This window comes from Microbacterium testaceum (genome assembly GCF_003075375.1).
GTDB lineage: Bacteria > Actinomycetota > Actinomycetes > Actinomycetales > Microbacteriaceae > Microbacterium > Microbacterium testaceum_E.
On sequence record NZ_QDFT01000004.1, the window covers coordinates 117,119 to 133,139 of the forward strand.

General features: G+C 71.9%; 15 protein-coding genes and 1 pseudogene. All 16 read right to left on the reverse strand.

Translation table 11 applies throughout. The features are described from left to right. Positions 1 to 42: 42 nt before the first annotated feature. Entirely contained in the window at positions 43 to 813 is a 771-nt protein-coding gene (locus DC432_RS02875; RefSeq protein ID WP_116536597.1) for a pseudouridine synthase, read from the reverse strand. Further along, positions 810 to 1,457: an SMC-Scp complex subunit ScpB gene (gene scpB / locus DC432_RS02880; protein WP_243392995.1), complete on the reverse strand. Its 648-nt coding sequence runs from the start codon at positions 1,455 to 1,457 to the stop codon at positions 810 to 812. Before scpB ends, DC432_RS02875 begins: the two co-directional genes overlap by 4 nt. Continuing rightward, a complete protein-coding gene (locus DC432_RS02885) occupies positions 1,447 to 2,364 on the reverse strand; it encodes a segregation and condensation protein A (protein WP_420196531.1) in 918 nt (305 codons plus the stop codon). The genes scpB and DC432_RS02885 overlap by 11 nt, the downstream gene beginning before the upstream one ends. Further along, a complete protein-coding gene (locus tag DC432_RS02890; protein WP_243392996.1) occupies positions 2,348 to 3,250 on the reverse strand; it encodes a ParA family protein in 903 nt (300 codons plus the stop codon). Before DC432_RS02890 ends, DC432_RS02885 begins: the two co-directional genes overlap by 17 nt. A gap of 13 nt (positions 3,251 to 3,263) precedes the next feature. Continuing rightward, entirely contained in the window at positions 3,264 to 4,097 is an 834-nt protein-coding gene (locus DC432_RS02895) for a DUF4184 family protein (protein ID WP_116536598.1), read from the reverse strand. Position 4,098: 1 nt separating this feature from the next. Beyond that, positions 4,099 to 5,412 (reverse strand): tyrosine--tRNA ligase, encoded by a 1,314-nt coding sequence (tyrS, locus tag DC432_RS02900; protein ID WP_116536599.1) that lies wholly within the window; start codon positions 5,410 to 5,412, stop codon positions 4,099 to 4,101. A 58-nt stretch (positions 5,413 to 5,470) separates the two neighbouring features. Further along, complete coding sequence (locus tag DC432_RS02905; protein ID WP_116536600.1) at positions 5,471 to 6,199, reverse strand: hypothetical protein; 729 nt, start codon at positions 6,197 to 6,199, stop codon at positions 5,471 to 5,473. Continuing rightward, positions 6,196 to 6,843, reverse strand: a complete 648-nt coding sequence (locus tag DC432_RS02910; protein ID WP_116536601.1) for a SatD family protein — start codon at positions 6,841 to 6,843, stop codon at positions 6,196 to 6,198. The genes DC432_RS02905 and DC432_RS02910 overlap by 4 nt, the downstream gene beginning before the upstream one ends. Positions 6,844 to 6,894: 51 nt before the next feature. Beyond that, complete coding sequence (gene argH, locus DC432_RS02915) at positions 6,895 to 8,325, reverse strand: argininosuccinate lyase (RefSeq protein ID WP_116536602.1); 1,431 nt, start codon at positions 8,323 to 8,325, stop codon at positions 6,895 to 6,897. A gap of 9 nt (positions 8,326 to 8,334) precedes the next feature. Next, entirely contained in the window at positions 8,335 to 9,510 is a 1,176-nt protein-coding gene (locus DC432_RS02920) for a heparan-alpha-glucosaminide N-acetyltransferase domain-containing protein (protein WP_116536603.1), read from the reverse strand. Further along, on the reverse strand, positions 9,489 to 10,412 hold the full coding sequence (argF, locus tag DC432_RS02925) for an ornithine carbamoyltransferase (RefSeq protein ID WP_108317763.1): 924 nt from the start codon (positions 10,410 to 10,412) through the stop codon (positions 9,489 to 9,491). The genes DC432_RS02920 and argF overlap by 22 nt, the downstream gene beginning before the upstream one ends. Beyond that, a complete protein-coding gene (locus DC432_RS02930) occupies positions 10,409 to 11,656 on the reverse strand; it encodes an acetylornithine transaminase (RefSeq protein ID WP_270352481.1) in 1,248 nt (415 codons plus the stop codon). Before DC432_RS02930 ends, argF begins: the two co-directional genes overlap by 4 nt. After that, positions 11,653 to 12,555: an acetylglutamate kinase gene (gene argB / locus DC432_RS02935; RefSeq protein WP_108317762.1), complete on the reverse strand. Its 903-nt coding sequence runs from the start codon at positions 12,553 to 12,555 to the stop codon at positions 11,653 to 11,655. Before argB ends, DC432_RS02930 begins: the two co-directional genes overlap by 4 nt. Beyond that, the gene (argJ, locus tag DC432_RS02940) at positions 12,552 to 13,709 is read right to left on the reverse strand and encodes a bifunctional glutamate N-acetyltransferase/amino-acid acetyltransferase ArgJ (protein WP_116536604.1); all 1,158 of its coding nucleotides are present in this window, start codon (positions 13,707 to 13,709) and stop codon (positions 12,552 to 12,554) included. Before argJ ends, argB begins: the two co-directional genes overlap by 4 nt. Then, positions 13,706 to 14,755, reverse strand: coding sequence for an N-acetyl-gamma-glutamyl-phosphate reductase (gene argC, locus DC432_RS02945; RefSeq protein WP_116536605.1), 1,050 nt, complete (start codon positions 14,753 to 14,755; stop codon positions 13,706 to 13,708). Before argC ends, argJ begins: the two co-directional genes overlap by 4 nt. 491 nt (positions 14,756 to 15,246) lie before the next feature. Continuing rightward, positions 15,247 to 16,021 (reverse strand): annotated as a pseudogene (locus DC432_RS02950) (phenylalanine--tRNA ligase subunit beta); the annotation flags it as partial.

Here is a 16,021-nt window from a genome sequence, read left to right on the forward strand (position 1 = left end):
GCCCTGCCCGGCGCGGGACGCGTCCAGGCACGCCCGCGAGGCTCACTCCGCCGGATCGGTCGGAGCGCTGTCGTCGGTTCGCGACAGCGTGAGAAGGGCGCCGCGTTCTACTGTAGTCAACTCGCGCGCCTTGCCCGCAGGGAGTGTTCCCAGGTGGAGGGGTCCGAACTGGCGGCGCACCAGCTCGACGACGGGGTGACCCACCTCGGCCATCATTCGTCGCACGATGCGGTTCTTGCCCGAGTGAAGCGTCAGTTCGACCAGGCTCTCGCCCCGGGACGCATCGAGCAGACGCGCCTTGTCGGCGGCGATGCGCCCGTCCTCGAGGTCGACGCCCTTGAGGAGCCGCTGGATGGTCTGCGGCAGCACCTGCCCCTCGACCTTGGCGATGTAGACCTTGGTCACCCCGAACGACGGGTGCGCCAGGACGTGGGCGAGGTCGCCGTCGTTGGTGAGCACGAGAAGGCCCGAGGTGTCGGCATCCAATCGTCCGACGTTGAACAGGCGCTCGTCCCAGTCCTTCGTGTAGCGGCGCAGGTCGGGGCGCCCGCGGTCGTCGTTCATCGAGCTGACGACGCCCGTCGGCTTGTTCAGCATGACGTAGCGCTTCGAGGAGTCAAGCTGGATCGCCGTGCCGTCCACGTCGACCAGGTCGACCTCGGGGTCGATGCGCGACCCCAGCTCGGTCACGACGACGCCGTTCACGCGCACGCGCCCCTCGACGATCATCTGCTCCGAGACGCGGCGCGAGGCCACGCCCGCGTTCGCGAGCACCTTCTGCAGGCGCACGCCCTCGGCATCCGCTTCGCTCATTTCAGTACCTCTCCGTCGAATCCGTCCGAGCCGTCGTCGAGCAACGGCGAGATGTGCGGCAGCTCGTCGAGCGAGTTGATGCCGAGGTGGACCAGCAGCTGGTCGGTGGTCCCGTAGTGGATGGCGCCCGTGTCGGGGTCGGTGAAGACCTCGGTGATCAGCCCGCGGGCGAGCAGCGTGCGCACGACCGAGTCGACGTTGACGGCACGGATGGATGCCACCTGCCCGCGCGTGACGGGCTGCTTGTACGCGATGACCGCCAGGGTCTCGAGCGCCGCCTGCGACAATCGCGAGGGGGCCTGGGTGTTCACGAACTCGCCGACGACGTCGTCGTACTCCTCGCGGACGTAGAGCCGCCACCCGCCGCCGACCTCGCGCAGCTCGAAGCCGCGCCGGGGGCCGCCCGTTTCGCCGTCGTAGTCGGCCACGAGGGCCGCGACGGCCTGGCGCACCGCGGGTACCGGGGCGGCGACCGCGGCCGCGAGGCTCACCAGGCTCTGCGGTTCGTCGACGACGAGCAGGATGGCCTCGAGGCGGCGGGCGACGGACGCCGCGTCGGTCGGTCGTGGGGCGGGGGCCGGCGCCGTCGCGGCGGCGGTGTCCACGGTGGTGTCGCGGTCGGCGGTCGTCGGGTCAGCGGTCATAGTCGGCTCCCAGGGCGGCGAGGTTCTCATCGGACCACCGCTCGGCGGCCCAGCGCAGGGTCAGCTCGCCGAGGGGTTCGAGCTGCTCGAACGACAGCGCGGCGTGACGGTACAGCTCGAGGATCGACAGGAAGCGCGCGACCACGACCCCCGTCTCACTGACGCCGGCCACCAGATCGCGGAAGCTCAGCGTCCCCGCCGCGCGCAGCAGGGTGACCACGATCGCCGCCTGCTCGCGGATGCTCACGAGGGGGGCGTGCAGGTGGTCGAGACCCACGGTGGGGATGTGCTTCGGGGCGAAGGCCACCACCGCCAGCGCGGCGAAGTCCTCGGCCGACAGCGTCCACGTCAGCTCCGGCACCGCGCTGCGGTACTTCTGCTCCAGGCGGACGGAGCGCGTGTGACGGGTGCCCTCGCGCTGCAGGCACCGCGCGAACCACGCCGACACCTCTTTGAAGGCGCGGTACTGCAGCAGCCGGGCGAACAGCAGGTCGCGGGCTTCGAGCAGCGCCACCGACTCGGCATCCACCAGTTCTCCCTGCGGCAGAAGACCCGCGATCTTCATGTCCAGCAGGGTCGCCGCCACCACCAGGAACTCGGACGCCTCGTCCAGATCGCCGTCGGGGCCCATCGCCCGCAGGTACGAGATGAACTCGTCGGTGACACGGCTGAGCGCGACCTCGGTGACGTCGAGCTCGGCGCGCGAGATGAGGGTGAGCAGCAGGTCGAAGGGCCCGTCGAAATCGGGGAGCGAGACGCGGAAGCCGGGAGCGTCGGCGCCGGTTGCGTCGACGGGGACAGGGATGTCGGATGCCGCAGGGCCGACCCCGTCGGCGTCGCGCAGGTCCGTGGAGCGGGACGCCGCGACCGCGGCGTCGGCGAGGGTGTCGTCAGGCGACGGCGCCACGGGCGACCAGCTCCCGCGCCAGCCGCAGGTAGGCCTGGGCGGCGGCGTGCTCGGGCGCGAACTCCGTGATCGGCATGCCCGACACCGAGGCATCCGGGAACTTGACCGTGCGACCGATGACCGTCTCGAGCACATCGTCGCCGAACGCCTCGACCACGCGCTCGAGCACCTCGCGCGAGTGCAGCGTGCGGGGGTCGTACATCGTGGCGAGAACACCGTCGAGCTCGATCGCGGGGTTGAGGCGGTCGCGGACCTTGTCGATCGTCTCGACCAGCAGCGCGACACCGCGCAGCGCGAAGAACTCGCACTCGAGCGGGATGAGCACGCCGTGCGCCGCGGTGAGCGCGTTGACGGTGAGCAGCCCGAGCGACGGCTGGCAGTCGACCAGGATGACGTCGTAATCCGCTGCGACCTTGCGCAGCACGCGCGCGAGGATCGTCTCGCGGGCGACCTCGTTGACCAGGTGCACCTCGGCCGCCGACAGGTCGATGTTGGCCGGGATCACGTCGAGACCCTCGACCCGCGTGTGCAGGATGACCTCGTGCGGGTCGCGCTTGGTGTCGAGCAGCAGGTCGTAGATGGTGGGGACGTCGTGCGTCTGGATGCCGAGTCCCGCCGACAGCGCACCCTGCGGGTCGAAGTCGATGGCCAGGACGCGCCGCCCGTAACCGGCCAGCGAGGCGGCCAGGTTGATGGTGGTCGTCGTCTTGCCGACGCCGCCCTTCTGGTTGCACAGCGCGATGATGCGGGCGGGACCGTGTCCATCGAGCGGCTTCGGGGTGGGGAACCCCTGATACGGGCGTCCGGTGGGTCCGAGGATGACCTCGTCCGCGCCCGACTTCTTGCCCTTCGTGCTCGCCGACACCGATTCTCCCGCCTTCGTCATAACGCCCCCGAGTCTAGTCGCCGCCCGCGCGCCCACCCGTGTGACCCGCGGGCCGGGGCGAGGTCCGCCCGTCCCCGACCCGGCGCCGCCACTGCACCAGCACCGCCAGCGCGAGCGTCGCCGCACCCCACGCGGCGGCGACCTTGACCAGCACGCCGTAGATCAGGTGGGTCGGGGTGTAGTCCGGGCCGAACCCACCCTCGACCGCCAGGGCGACGAGGCTCGCGCCCACCAGCGCCACCGGCAGCGAGAGCCACCACACCGCGCGCACGGCATCCGGCAGCACGCGGGCGACCGAGCCCGGAGAGCGCCGCGACAGCCACACCACCGCGACGACCGCGAGCACGACCAGGCCGAGCGCGCTCGACGCGTGCTGCAGCCACTTGGCGCCCGAGAACGGCCCCCACTGCGCGGCGAGCACGGGGAACAGTTGCTCCCCCGTCCGTCCCTCGTGCGTGAAAAGGTCCCACGCGATGTGCGAGAGCACCCCGAGCGCGAGCGACAGGACGAGCCACAGGATGCCGACCACTCCCCCGCCGAACGTCTCGCGCGCCGCGGCCGGGGCACCGGCATCCCACCCCTCGGGCAGACGCCCGGCCACGGCCCGCGGCAGCAGTTCGCGGGTCGCGGGCCGCAGGACGCAGCGCCAGACGACGAGCAGCGCGAGGGCCACGACCACGGTCGGCGCGAGCCAGGTCGGATCGTGGGTCATGGCGTAATCCGGCACCATCCCGCGCAGGAACAGAGGCAGATCGGGGGTCATCGCGCCGATCGCGATCGCCGCCGGGACCAGCCGCGTGCGCAGGAACGGAAGCGCGACGACGGCATGGCTCGGCGTGAACGGCATGTCAGCTCAGGAACAGTCCCGCGAGCGTCTTCTTGCCGCGACGCAGCACCGAGACGCCGCCGGGAAGGGTCCCCTCGACGACCGCCTCGTCGCTCGCGACCTTCTCGCCGTCGAGCGAGACGCCGCCCTGCGCGATCGCGCGACGTGCCTCGCTCAAGCTCGCGCACAGCCCCGTGGCCGTGAGCGCCTCGACGACGGTCGACCCGGCGGCGACGGTCGCGTGCGGCAGCTCTTCGAGGGCGCTGCGCAGCACGGCGGCGTCGAGCGCGGTCACGTCGCCCTGTCCGAACAGCGCCTCGGTCGCGGCGATGACGGCCTCGGTGGCCTCGGGTCCGTGCACCGTCGTCAGCACCTCGCGGGCGAGGCGCTTCTGCGCGGCGCGACGGAAGGGCTCGGACTCCACGAGCTGCTCGTAGCCCGCGATCTCGTCGCGCGTGAGGAACGTGAACACCTTCAAGCGCTCGACGACGTCGCGGTCATCGGTGTTGAGCCAGAACTGGTACATCACCCACGGGCTGCACATCTCGGCATCCAGCCAGATCGCATTGCCCTCGCTCTTGCCGAACTTGGTGCCGTCGCTGTTGGTGATGAGCGGCGTGCCGATCGCGTGCACCGAGACGCCCTCGACCTTGCGCACCAGATCGGTGCCGCTGGTGAGATTGCCCCACTGGTCGCTGCCGCCGGTCTGCAGCACGCAGCCGTACTGGCGGTGCAGCTCGAGGTAGTCCAGGCCCTGCAGGATCTGGTAGCTGAACTCGGTGTAGCTGATGCCCGCCTCGGAGTTGAGGCGCGCGCTCACGGCGTCCTTCTTGAGCATCGTTCCGACGCGGAAGTGCTTGCCGATCTCGCGCAGGAAGTCGATGGCGCTGAGGGGGGCGGTCCAGTCGAGGTTGTTGACGATGCGCGCGGCGTTGTCGCCGTCGAAGCTCAGGAAACGCTCCACCTGGGCACGGAGCTTTCCGACCCACTCCTCGACGGTCTCCCGCGTGTTCAGCGTGCGCTCCGCCGTCGGACGCGGGTCGCCCACGAGGCCCGTGGATCCGCCCACGAGCCCGAGCGGGTGGTGCCCCGCGAGCTGCAGGCGACGCATGGTCAGCAGCTGCACGAGGTTGCCCAGGTGCAGGCTCGGCGCGGTCGGGTCGAAGCCGCAGTAGAACGTGATCGGGCCCGCACCGAGCAGTTCGCGCAGCTCGCCCTCGTCGGTCGAGACGTGCACGAGCCCCCGATACACCAGCTCGTCCCAGACGTTGTCGAAGGTCGGGTCGTTGGCGGGTGCGAGGGCGCTCACGGGCGCCGCGTCGGTGGAGGCAGACACCGGTTCAGGGTATCAGCGGGGCAGAAGGGCTCCGGATGCCGTGCCCCGCCCGGTCCGCTCACCCGGCGTGCACGCCCCACCACACCAGGAAGGCCGCCGCGAGAGACGTGACCCAGCTGACGAGGCTGCCGATCAGGAAGTACTCGGCGCGATCGCCGTCGTCGCGATCGCGCGAGATCTCGGGGAAGCGGACGATCCCCTTGGCCGCGAGCACCGCCGCGAGCAGCGTGTACGCGCCGGTCAGGGTGAGCACGAACACCAGGATGCGCTCGAGCGGGCCGATCAGGCGGCCGCCCTTGAGGGTGGGCGGTGCGGCCTCGCCGGTCTCGCGGTCCCCCTCGCCGGTCGCGCGGTCGCCCATCTCGGAGCGCAGGGCGATGCGCACCACGGCGTTCCCGGACTCGAGCAGGAACACCAGGCACCCGACGACCAGGACGGCGACGTCGATCGACACCGACTCACCCGGCCGGTAGCTCGCCCAGGCCTCGCCGATCAGCCCCGGTCGCGCTCGACCGGGGGCGACCACGACGCACGCCGCCGCGGCGAGCGCGAGCAGGGCGACCGGCCACAGCCCGGCGCGGGCGGGGCCCGTCTCGGGCACGACCCAGGTCCAGATGGCGGCGACGGCGACGGCGAGGATGCCGGCGACCACCGCGTCCAGACCGGCCGACACCGCGACGAGGGCGACCGCGGCCACGGCGAAGGCGATCGCGCGTCCCGCCCGGATCATCTGGCGCAGCAGGTCGACGGCGCCGACGGCGAGCAGCAGCAATCCGGCGGCGATCATGCGCGCTCCCCCGCGGTCAGCACGGCGAAGCCCTCGACCAGGGTGGCGGATCCGGCCGTCGCGAGCGCCTGCGAGACGGCGGACTGGCTGATGCCCTCGGCCTCGGCGAGTTCGCGCTGGGATCGACCGATGCACCGCCCGTACGTGAGCCGCCGACTGCGTTCGCTCATCGCCGAGACCGCGTGGTCGCGGGCGAGGGCGTAGGCGCCGGCCAGGGCGATCGTGTCGGACATGGCGGCATCCTCTCCTTCGGCGAGCTCGATCCAGGTGCGCGCGAGCGGCGCGGCGCGCTGTTGCAGGCGTTCGACGTGCTCGATGGCCGCACGCGCGGCCCACCACGCCGGCCCCTCGGGCACGATGCGCCCGTCGAGGTCGATGGGACGCACCGCGCCGACGCCGATGCCGAAGCGGCAGTCGATGCCGTCGGGCAGCGCGAGGCGGATGAGCAGGAGCGAGGCCAGCGCCCGCGGGAGGGTGTCGTACTCGCCCTGCAGCTCGTCCCCCGCCACCGGGGCGAGGGGCGCGGACGCCACGGGAAGGACGCGGTCGACCTCGGCGATGACGTCGGCGATCGTTCTCTGCGCGCCCGCGCGGTCGGCGAGCTGCCGCGAGGCGACGATGTCGGCGATCACGGCGACGGTCATGTGATCAGCGTAATGCTTATCGACGCGGATTGATAAGCGAATTGCTGATATTCAGGGAAGAATCGGTCGCGCCGCGGCCTGCGCGCGCTCGACGAGCTGCGCACGCTGCTCGGCCACGCGCACCGGAGCCGTTCCGCCCGCGCCCGTCCGGCTGGCGACGCTCCCCTCGATCGTGAGGACCTCGCGCACCTGCGGCGTCAGCGACGGCGACACGGATGCCAGCAGCTCATCGTCGGCGTCTTCGAGACCGATCTCTCGTTGCTCGCAGGCGCGCACCAGCGCGCCGGAGATCTCGTGCGCATCGCGGAACGCCACGCCCTGACGCACGAGCCACTCGGCGACGTCGGTCGCGAGCGAGAACCCCTGCGGGGCGAGCTCGGCCATGCGGTCGGCGTGGAAGCGCAGGGTCGCGATCATGCCCGAGAACGCCGGCAGCACGAGCTCGAGCGTGCGGACCGAGTCGAAGACGGGCTCTTTGTCTTCTTGCAGATCGCGGTTGTACGCCAGCGGCAGCCCCTTGAGGGTCGCGAGCAGGCCCGAGAGGTTGCCGATCAGACGCCCGGCCTTGCCGCGAGCGAGCTCGGCGATGTCGGGGTTCTTCTTCTGCGGCATGATGCTCGACCCGGTCGAGAAGGAGTCGTCGAGCGTGACGAAGCCGAACTCGCGGGTGTTCCAGAGGATGACGTCCTCGGACAACCGCGACAGGTCGACGCCGATCATCGCCGTGATGAAGGCGAACTCGGCGACGACGTCGCGCGACGCGGTGCCGTCGAGGGAGTTCTCGGAGGGGCGGGCGAGGCCCAGGCGGTCGGCCACGAGCTGGGGGTCGAGGCCGAGCGTGGCCCCGGCGAGCGCACCGCCGCCGTAGGGCGAGACCGAGGCGCGCACCGTCCAGTCGCGCAGGCGCTCGATCCCCCGCGTGAAGGCCCACCCGTAGGCCTGCAGGTGGTGCGCCAGCAGCACGGGCTGAGCGTGCTGGAGGTGCGTACGACCCGGCATGATCGCCGTCTCGTGCGCTTCGGCCTGGGCGACGAGGGCGTCGATCAGACGCAGCAGCTCGCGCGTGAGCGTGCGGGAGTGATCGAGCAGGTACAGCCGCACGAGGGTGGCGATCTGATCGTTGCGGCTGCGGCCGGCGCGCAGCTTGCCGCCCACGGCGGGGCCCACCGTCTCGATGAGCACGCGCTCGAGGGCGCCGTGGACGTCCTCATCGCTCGGCGCGGCGACGAGCGAACCGTCCTGCACGCGCGCGGCGACCTCGTCGAGGCCGGCGTGCATGGTCGCGGCCTCGTCGGCGGTCAGGTAGCCGGCCGCCTCGAGGGCCGCGGCGTGGGCGTGCGAACCCTGGATGTCGTAGAGCGCGAGGTCCCAGTCGAAGTGGGTCGAGCGGCTCAGCGCCGCCAGCTCGGCAGAGGGGCCGCCCGAGAAACGGGCTCCCCACAGGGCGCCCTCGTTCGTCGACGGACCGGTCTCTTCGCTCATGCGTCCAGCCTAGCGAGGGCCGCCGACGTCGCCGGATGCCACGGGACCCGCAGACGCCGGTCCCGGGCCGCCCGCGCGGGTGACGGCATCCGGTCCGACGACGGCGCGCACCACCGCGTCGACGACGGCCTCGAGCGGACCCCGACCGATCGTGAGGGCCCAGACGGTGCATCCGACGATCAGCCCCAGGGTGAGGGGACCGAACAATCCCAGCTCGCGGACGCCGTACAGGTCGGAGGTGTCGCCGAGCACGGCGAGCGCGACGACCGCCCACACCACCAGCTGCAGCACATACGCCGTCAGCGGCATCGAGCCCACGGCCCGCAGCGGGATCGCGAGCCAGCGCAGCGGCGTGCGGCACAGCAGCAGGCACAGCCCGATCGCGGTGATCGCGAAACCGCCCGAGCCGATCACCTCCCACAGGCCCGAGGAATGGTCCTCGGCCGTCAGAACGGCGGCGAGGTAGCCCCCACCGGACACGAGGGGCGCGGTGGCGAGAGCGAACCCGTACCCCGCCAGCATCAGCGAGACGCCGCCGAGGACGAGCAGCGCCTGCTCGGGTGCGCGCCGCAGATCGAGGCGCCCGACGCCCATGCCCGCGAGCAGGAAGGCGATCCACACCGTGAAGGGATAGTTCCACCCCACCAGGGCCGCCAGCTCGTCGCCGCCGAGACCGGACCAGATCGGCGCGGCGTCCAGCACCGGCTGTATCCAGGGCATGACCAGCGCGAGCGCCCCCGCCGTCAGGAACAGCCCACGCGCCCCCATGCCGAGGAAAGGCAGGGCGAGCACGAACAGCAGAGCGTAGGCGGGAAGGATGACGTACACCGGCACTCCCGTGAGCACCAGCAGCAGGCCGATGACCCACAGCAGCGCCCCGCGCATCGCCAGACGCGCGGCCGCGCGGGGCCGGCGCGCGGGATCGAGGGGTCGCGGACCGCCCGTCACGAGCGCGATCGACACACCCGCCAGGGTGGCGAAGAGGATCGACGAGCGCCCGTTGACCACCGTGATCCACGTCTCGGGGTCGGGCGTGAGCACCCGCTCGGTGTCGAGCAGGTGCGCCGCGAGCATGCCGATGACGGCGAGCCCGCGCGCCAGGTCCACGCCGACCAGCCGCCCCGGCCCGTCGAAGCGGGTCCAGGAGCGGCCGAGTCGGGCGGTCAGTCCTGACGCAGGAGCCACACCAGCAGCGCCTTCTGTGCGTGGAGGCGGTTTTCGGCCTCGTCCCACACGACGCTCTGCGGGCCGTCGATCACCTCGGCGTCGACCTCGTAACCCCGGTCGGCGGGAAGGCAGTGGATGAAGATCGCGTCCGCCGCCGCGCGTTGCATGAGTGCGGTGGTGACCTTGAAGCCGCCCAGGTCGCGGATGCGCGCGATCTTCTCTTCTTCTTTGCCCATCGACACCCACGTGTCGGTGACGACGACGTCGGCTCCGGATGCCGCGGCCTCGGGGTCGGCGACCAGGGTCACCGAGCCACCGGTCGCGGCGGCGATGCGCTCGGCATCCGCGATCACATCGGCGCGGGGCGCGTAGGCGTCGGGCGCGGCGACGCGCACGTGCATGCCCGCGGTGACCCCCGCCAGGACGTAGGAGTGCGCCATGTTGCTCTGGCCGTCGCCGAAGAACGACAGGGTCAGACCCTTCAGCTCGCCCTTGTGCTCGCGGATCGTCAGCAGGTCGGCGAGCAGCTGGCACGGGTGGAAATCGTCGCTGAGGGCGTTGACCACCGGAACCCGCGTGCCGCGCGCCATCTCTTCGAGCCCGGCCTGCGCGTAGGTGCGCCAGACGATGGCCGCCACCTGGCGCTCGAGCACGCGAGCCGTGTCGGACGGGGTCTCTTTGCCGCCCAGCTGGCTGTTCGCCGTCGAGATGATGAGCGGCGAACCGCCCAGGTCGGCGATGCCCACCGCGAACGACACGCGCGTGCGCGTCGAGGACTTGTCGAAGATGACGGCGACCGTCTGCGGGCCCGCGAGCGGCTTCTGCGCCCAACGGTCCTTCTTCAGCTCGATCGCGAGGTCGAGGATCTCGGCCTGCTCGGCCGGGCTCAGGTCGTCGTCGCGCAGAAGGTGGCGGGTCACGCGGGGGCTCCTTCGAGGATGAGGGCGTCCGAGACGGTGGCGAGCGCGGCGCCGAACAGGCGCAGGAACTCGGCGACCTCGGCATCCCCGATCGTCAGCGGCGGGGCGATGCGGATGGTGTCGTCGTTGGCGGCGTTGACGATCAGACCGTGCTCCTGCGCGGCGGCCACGACGGCCTTGGCGACGGGGCTGGTCAGCGCGATGCCGAGCAGCAGACCCTTGCCGCGCACGCCACCGATCAGCGGCGAGCCGAGGGCGGCGATCCCCTCGCGCAGCTGCGTCTCGCGCAGGGCGGCGTTCGCGACGAGACCGGCGGACTCGATCTCGGCCAGGACGGCTCCGCCGACGGCGGTTCCGAGGGCGTTGCCGCCGAAGGTCGAGCCGTGGGTGCCGGGGAAGAACAGCTCGCTCGCCGCACCGAAGGTGACGAGCGCGCCGATCGGGAAGCCGCCGCCGATGCCCTTGGCGACCGTGATCGCGTCGGGAACGATACCGGCGTGCTGGAAGCCGAACCAGGCACCCGTCCGACCCGCACCGGTCTGGACCTCGTCGACGATCAGCAGGGCGCCGTGACGCGCGGTGATCTCGCGCGCCGCGGCGAGATACCCCTCGGGCAGCTCGACCACGCCGGCCTCGCCCTGGATGGGCTCGACCATGAGGGCGGCGACGCGCTCGTCCATCGCGGCCTCGAGGGCCTCGACGGTCGCGTCGATGTGCTCGACGCCCGGCACCATCGGCAGGAAGTCCGCCTGCAGGGCGGGCTTGCCGGTCAGGGCGAGGGCGCCCATGGTGCGTCCGTGGAAGCCGCCCTTGAGGGTCAGGATGCGCGTGCGGTCGGTTCCGCGGCCGTGCAGGCGCGCGAGCTTGAGCGCGGCCTCGTTGGCCTCGGCGCCCGAGTTGCCGAAGTAGACGCGGCCGGACTCGCCGGTGCCGGCGAGGCGCTTGAGGCGCGCGGCCATCGCCAGCTGGGGCGGCGTCGCGAAGTAGTTCGAGACGTGCGCCAGGGTCGCGGCCTGCGCCGTGATGGCCTCGACGAAGACCGGGTGGGCGTGCCCGAGGGCGTTCACCGCGATGCCGGCGAGGAAGTCGAGGTACTTCTTGTCGTCGCCGTCCCAGACGTACGCGCCCTCGCCGCGGACGAACAGCGCCATGCGGTCTCCGAAGCTGCGGACGAGGTCGCGTCCGGCGTCGTCCTGCCACGCGGCGCGCGTCGCCACGGGTTCCTGAGTCGTGTCCGCGTTCACGCGACCACCTCCGTTCCGATTCCCTTGCTGGTGAACAGCTCCACGAGCACCGAGTGCGGCACCCGTCCGTCGATGATGGCCGCCGTCGGCACTCCCCCGTCGACCGCGTCGAGGCACGCCTGCATCTTCGGGATCATGCCCGACTCCAGCGAGGGCACCATCTGGCGCAACTCCGTCGAGGTCAGGTGCGACACGAGCGAGTCCCGGTTGGGCCAGTCGGCGTACAGGCCCGGGACGTCCGTCAGCACGACGAGCTTCTTGGCGTTCAGTGCCACCGCGAGGGCGGCGGCGGCGGCATCCGCGTTGACGTTCAGCGACGCCCCCGGGTGGTCGAGGTCGGGCGCGATGCTCGACACGATCGGCACGCGTCCGGCCGCGAGATGGTCGAGCACCGGCTGCGGGTCGACGGTGACGACGTCGCCGACCCGGCCAAGGTCGTGCTCGACGCCGTCGACGACGACGCCGCGTCGGCGGCCGCCGAACAGACCGGCGTCCTCGCCGCTCAGGCCCGTGGCCAGGGGTCCGTGCGCATTGACCTTGGCCACCAGCTGCGGGTTGATCTGGCCGGTGAGCACCATGCGCACGACGCCGATCGCCTCGGTCGAGGTGACGCGGTAGCCGCCGCGGAACTCGCTCGGGATGTCGAGGCGGTTCAGCATCGACGAGATCTGGGGGCCCCCGCCGTGAACCACGACCGGCTTCACGCCGACGTAGCGCAGGTAGGCGATGTCGGCCGCGAAGGCGTCCTGCAGCTCGTCGCTGACCATCGCGTTGCCGCCGTACTTCACCACCACCACCTGGTCGCGGTACTTGCGCACCCAGGGCAGCGACTCGACGAGCGTGACCGCCCGTTCGCTGGCCGCGGCGGGATCGGTGTCTTGCAGATCGACGTGGGTCATGAGGAGTAGGCGCTGTTCTCGTGGACGTAATCGTGCGTGAGGTCGTTGGTGCGGATCGTCGCGGTGGCCTCGCCGACGCGCAGGTCGATGACGAGGTCGGTCGCGCGGGGCGTGAGGTCGACGTCCTCGCGGGGGCGATCGGGACCGCCGGCGGTGCACACGCGCACGCCGTTCATCCACACATCCACGTCGTAGGGGTCGAAGGCGGCGTCGGTCGTACCGATCGCGGCCAGCACGCGGCCCCAGTTCGGGTCGTTGCCGAAGATCGCGGCCTTGAAGAGGTTGTTCCGCGCGACCGAGCGTCCCACCTCGACGGCGTCGTCCTCGGTCGCCGCATTGGTCACGCGGATGGTGATGTCGTGGCTCGCCCCCTCGGCGTCGCCCTGCAGCTGGGCGGCCAGGTCGTCGCAGACGCCGGCGAGAGCGGTCGCGAACTCGTCGGCATCCACCCGGATGCCACTGGCCCCGCTGACCATCAGGGTCACCTGGTCGTTGGTCGACATGCAGCCGTCGGAGTCCAGGCGGTCGAAGCTCGTGCGCGTGGCCGCGCGCAGGGCGGCATCCGCTTCGCCGGCGTCGAGGACGACGTCGGTGGTGAGCACCACGAGCATCGTCGCGAGGCCCGGTGCGAGCATCCCCGCACCCTTGGCCATGCCGCCGATGCTCCAGCCCGCGCCGGCGTGCGCGGCGCGCTTGGGACGCGAGTCCGTCGTCATGATGGCGAGTGAGGCGTCTTCTCCTCCCTCGGTCGACAGAGAGGCGACGCCCTTGTCGACGCCGTCGAGCACCTTGGCGCGGAAGGCCTCGTCACCCGTTCCGATCAGGCCCGTGGAGCAGACGACCACGTCGCCCGCGCCGACACCCAGCAGCTCGGCGGCGCGCTCGGCGGTCTGGTGGGTGGTCTGGAAGCCGAAGCTGCCGGTGAAGCAGTTGGCCCCGCCCGAGTTGAGCACGACCGCCTCGACGACGCCGTCCTTCACGACCTGCTCCGACCACAGGATCGGGTTGGCCTTGGCCCGGTTCGAGGTGAACACCGCGGCGCCGACCTTGAGCGGGCCGCGGTTGACCACCACGGCCACGTCGCGCGCGCCGGTGGACTTCAGACCGACGGCGACACCGGCCGCCTCGAAACCTGCGGGGGTGGTCACGCTCACGGAGCGACTCCGTTCAGGGGAAGGGCGGTGGTCTCGGCGAGGCCCAGCGCGATGTTCATGGACTGCACGGCGGCACCGGCGGTGCCCTTGACGAGGTTGTCGACGGCGGCGACGACCGTCACGCGGTTCGCCGCGCGATCCACGGCGACCCCGATCGAGGCGACATTGGCGCCCAGCACGTCGGCGACACGGGGGAAGACGCCCTCGGGCAGCAGCTCGACGAAGGGCTCGTCGGCGTATGCCTCGACCCAGGCGGCCCGGATCTCGGCATCCGTCGCGTCGCCGACGATCGGCGCCGTCGAGGTGGCGAGGATCCCCCGAGCCATCGGCACGAGCACGGGGGTGAACGAGATGCGGATGCCGTCACCCGGCGCGCCCGCGGCGGCCAGCGCCTGGCGGATCTCGGGGATGTGGCGATGCGTACCGCCGACGGCATAGGGGTTGGCGGTGCCGAGGATCTCGCTGGCCAGCAGGTTGGTCTTGGCCGCCTTGCCGGCGCCGCTGGGGCCGACCGCGAGCACGGACACGATGTCGCCCGGGTCGATGACCCCCGCCGCCACGCCCGGAGCGAGCGAGAGCGCGACCGTCGACGCGTTGCACCCGGGGGCGGCGATGCGGCGCGCCCCGCGCAGGTTGTCGCGCTGCTTTCCCCCCGCGGTCGGCAACTCGGGAACGCCGTACGCCCACGGCTCGGCGTGCGCTCCGCCGTAGAACGCGGCCCAGTCCTCGGCGGACGTGAGGCGGTGGTCGGCGCCGGCGTCGATCACCAGGGCCGTGTCGGCGAGCGCGTCGGTGTACTGCGCCGATTGCCCGTGCGGCAGGGCGAGGAAGACGATGTCGTGACCCGCCAACACCTCGGGGGTGGTCGGCTGCAGCTCGAGATGCGCGAGCGAACGCAGGTGCGGCTGGTGGGCGAGGAGCCGCTGTCCCGCGCTGGAGTGCGCGGTGACCGTGCGGATCTCGACGTCGGGATGGTCGGCGAGGAGGCGGAGGATCTCGCCGCCCGCGTAGCCGGAAGCGCCGGAAACGGCGACCGAGAGGGTCATACATCTACCTTACGAGTCGGGGCTGGTGCTGCACGCAGCGTGGAGCGGGGCGGCGACGCCCGTATGCCCGACCGATGGCGGGTTACGAGGTCGCCGAGAATCGGCGCTCGACCCGACGTCGACGCGCAGCACCGGTGCTCACGAAGAGCTCCTCGGCGCGCACGGTGATCGACGACATGACGCGAGGGTATCGGCCGTGTCGACGATGGAGCAAATCCTGCTCCGCCGACCGCTGTGCGGATGCCGCGACGGCGTGTCCGCCCGTGTCCCCCATTTGGGGGACACGAATCGCGTATGCTGAGGAACCTGCCCTCATCGCCGGGCACTTCCGACTGCCCCCCTTACCGGCGATGAGGGCAGACCTCTGTCGGCGGCTCGGCGGTTGCCTGTCGCGCGCTGCCGGTCGCACGCCGCCGGTCCGACCCGCCCGCTCGCCGACACACGAAGAGCGCCGTGCAGCATCGGCTGCACGGCGCTCATCGACAGGCACCTCAGTCGCGGATCGCGGCCCCGAAACGCTCTGCCGCCACGGCGACCCCGGCGAGCTTGGCCTCGGTCGCCTCCGCGGCGGTCAGCGTGCGGTCGGGTGCGCGGAAGCGCAGGGCGAACGTAAGGCTCTTCGTCCCCTCCGCGAGTCCCGGCCCGCGGTAGTCGTCGACGAGTCGCGCCCCCTCGAGCAGGGGCGCCCCGCCCTCGACGAGCGCCCGGCGCACCTCGCCGGCGGCGATCCCCGCCGGGACGGTGAGCGAGACGTCCTGCGTCGCGGCGGGGAATCCGGACAGGGATGCCGCGACCACGCGCGACTGCGCCAGCTCGAGCATCGCGTCGAGGTCGAGCTCGGCCACGAGGACGCGACCGGGCAGGTCCGCCGCGGCCGACACCGCCGGCAGCACCTCTCCCACGTAGCCGATGTCGTGTCCCGAGGCGACGACGCGCGCCGTGCGACCCGGGTGCAGCGCGGCGCGCTGGGCCTGGACCAGTTCGATGTCGAGCCCCGCGGCGGCGGTCAGCACGCGCACGGCGTCGACGGCATCCGCGAGATCGGCGGCGAGCGCCGCCTGCCCGGGCTGCTTGGCGACGGAGTGACCGGTCAACAGGATCGCCACGTGGCGGCGCTGGGGCGGGATCGACGCATCGAGGGCCGTCAGGGTCGCGGCGTCGGGGCGCACCGCGAGCGGCGGCACCGACGGCGTGCCGTACTGCACACCGGGCTTCGGCAGGAAGACGGTCCCCGTCTCGAAGAGGGCGAGATCGACGATGCCGCGC

Bases quoted from the DNA above. Each gene is read 5' to 3' on its own strand.
- DC432_RS02875 (WP_116536597.1), bottom strand. From the start codon at position 813: ATGAGCGAAGCGGATGCCGAGGGCGTGCGCCTGCAGAAGGTGCTCGCG.
- scpB (WP_243392995.1), bottom strand. From the start codon at position 1,457: ATGACCGCTGACCCGACGACCGCCGACCGCGACACCACCGTGGACACC.
- DC432_RS02890 (WP_243392996.1), bottom strand. From the start codon at position 3,250: ATGACGAAGGCGGGAGAATCGGTGTCGGCGAGCACGAAGGGCAAGAAG.
- DC432_RS02895 (WP_116536598.1), bottom strand. From the start codon at position 4,097: ATGCCGTTCACGCCGAGCCATGCCGTCGTCGCGCTTCCGTTCCTGCGC.
- DC432_RS02905 (WP_116536600.1), bottom strand. From the start codon at position 6,199: ATGATCGCCGCCGGATTGCTGCTGCTCGCCGTCGGCGCCGTCGACCTG.
- DC432_RS02910 (WP_116536601.1), bottom strand. From the start codon at position 6,843: ATGACCGTCGCCGTGATCGCCGACATCGTCGCCTCGCGGCAGCTCGCC.
- argH (WP_116536602.1), bottom strand. From the start codon at position 8,325: ATGAGCGAAGAGACCGGTCCGTCGACGAACGAGGGCGCCCTGTGGGGA.
- argB (WP_108317762.1), bottom strand. From the start codon at position 12,555: ATGACCCACGTCGATCTGCAAGACACCGATCCCGCCGCGGCCAGCGAA.
- argC (WP_116536605.1), bottom strand. From the start codon at position 14,755: ATGACCCTCTCGGTCGCCGTTTCCGGCGCTTCCGGCTACGCGGGCGGC.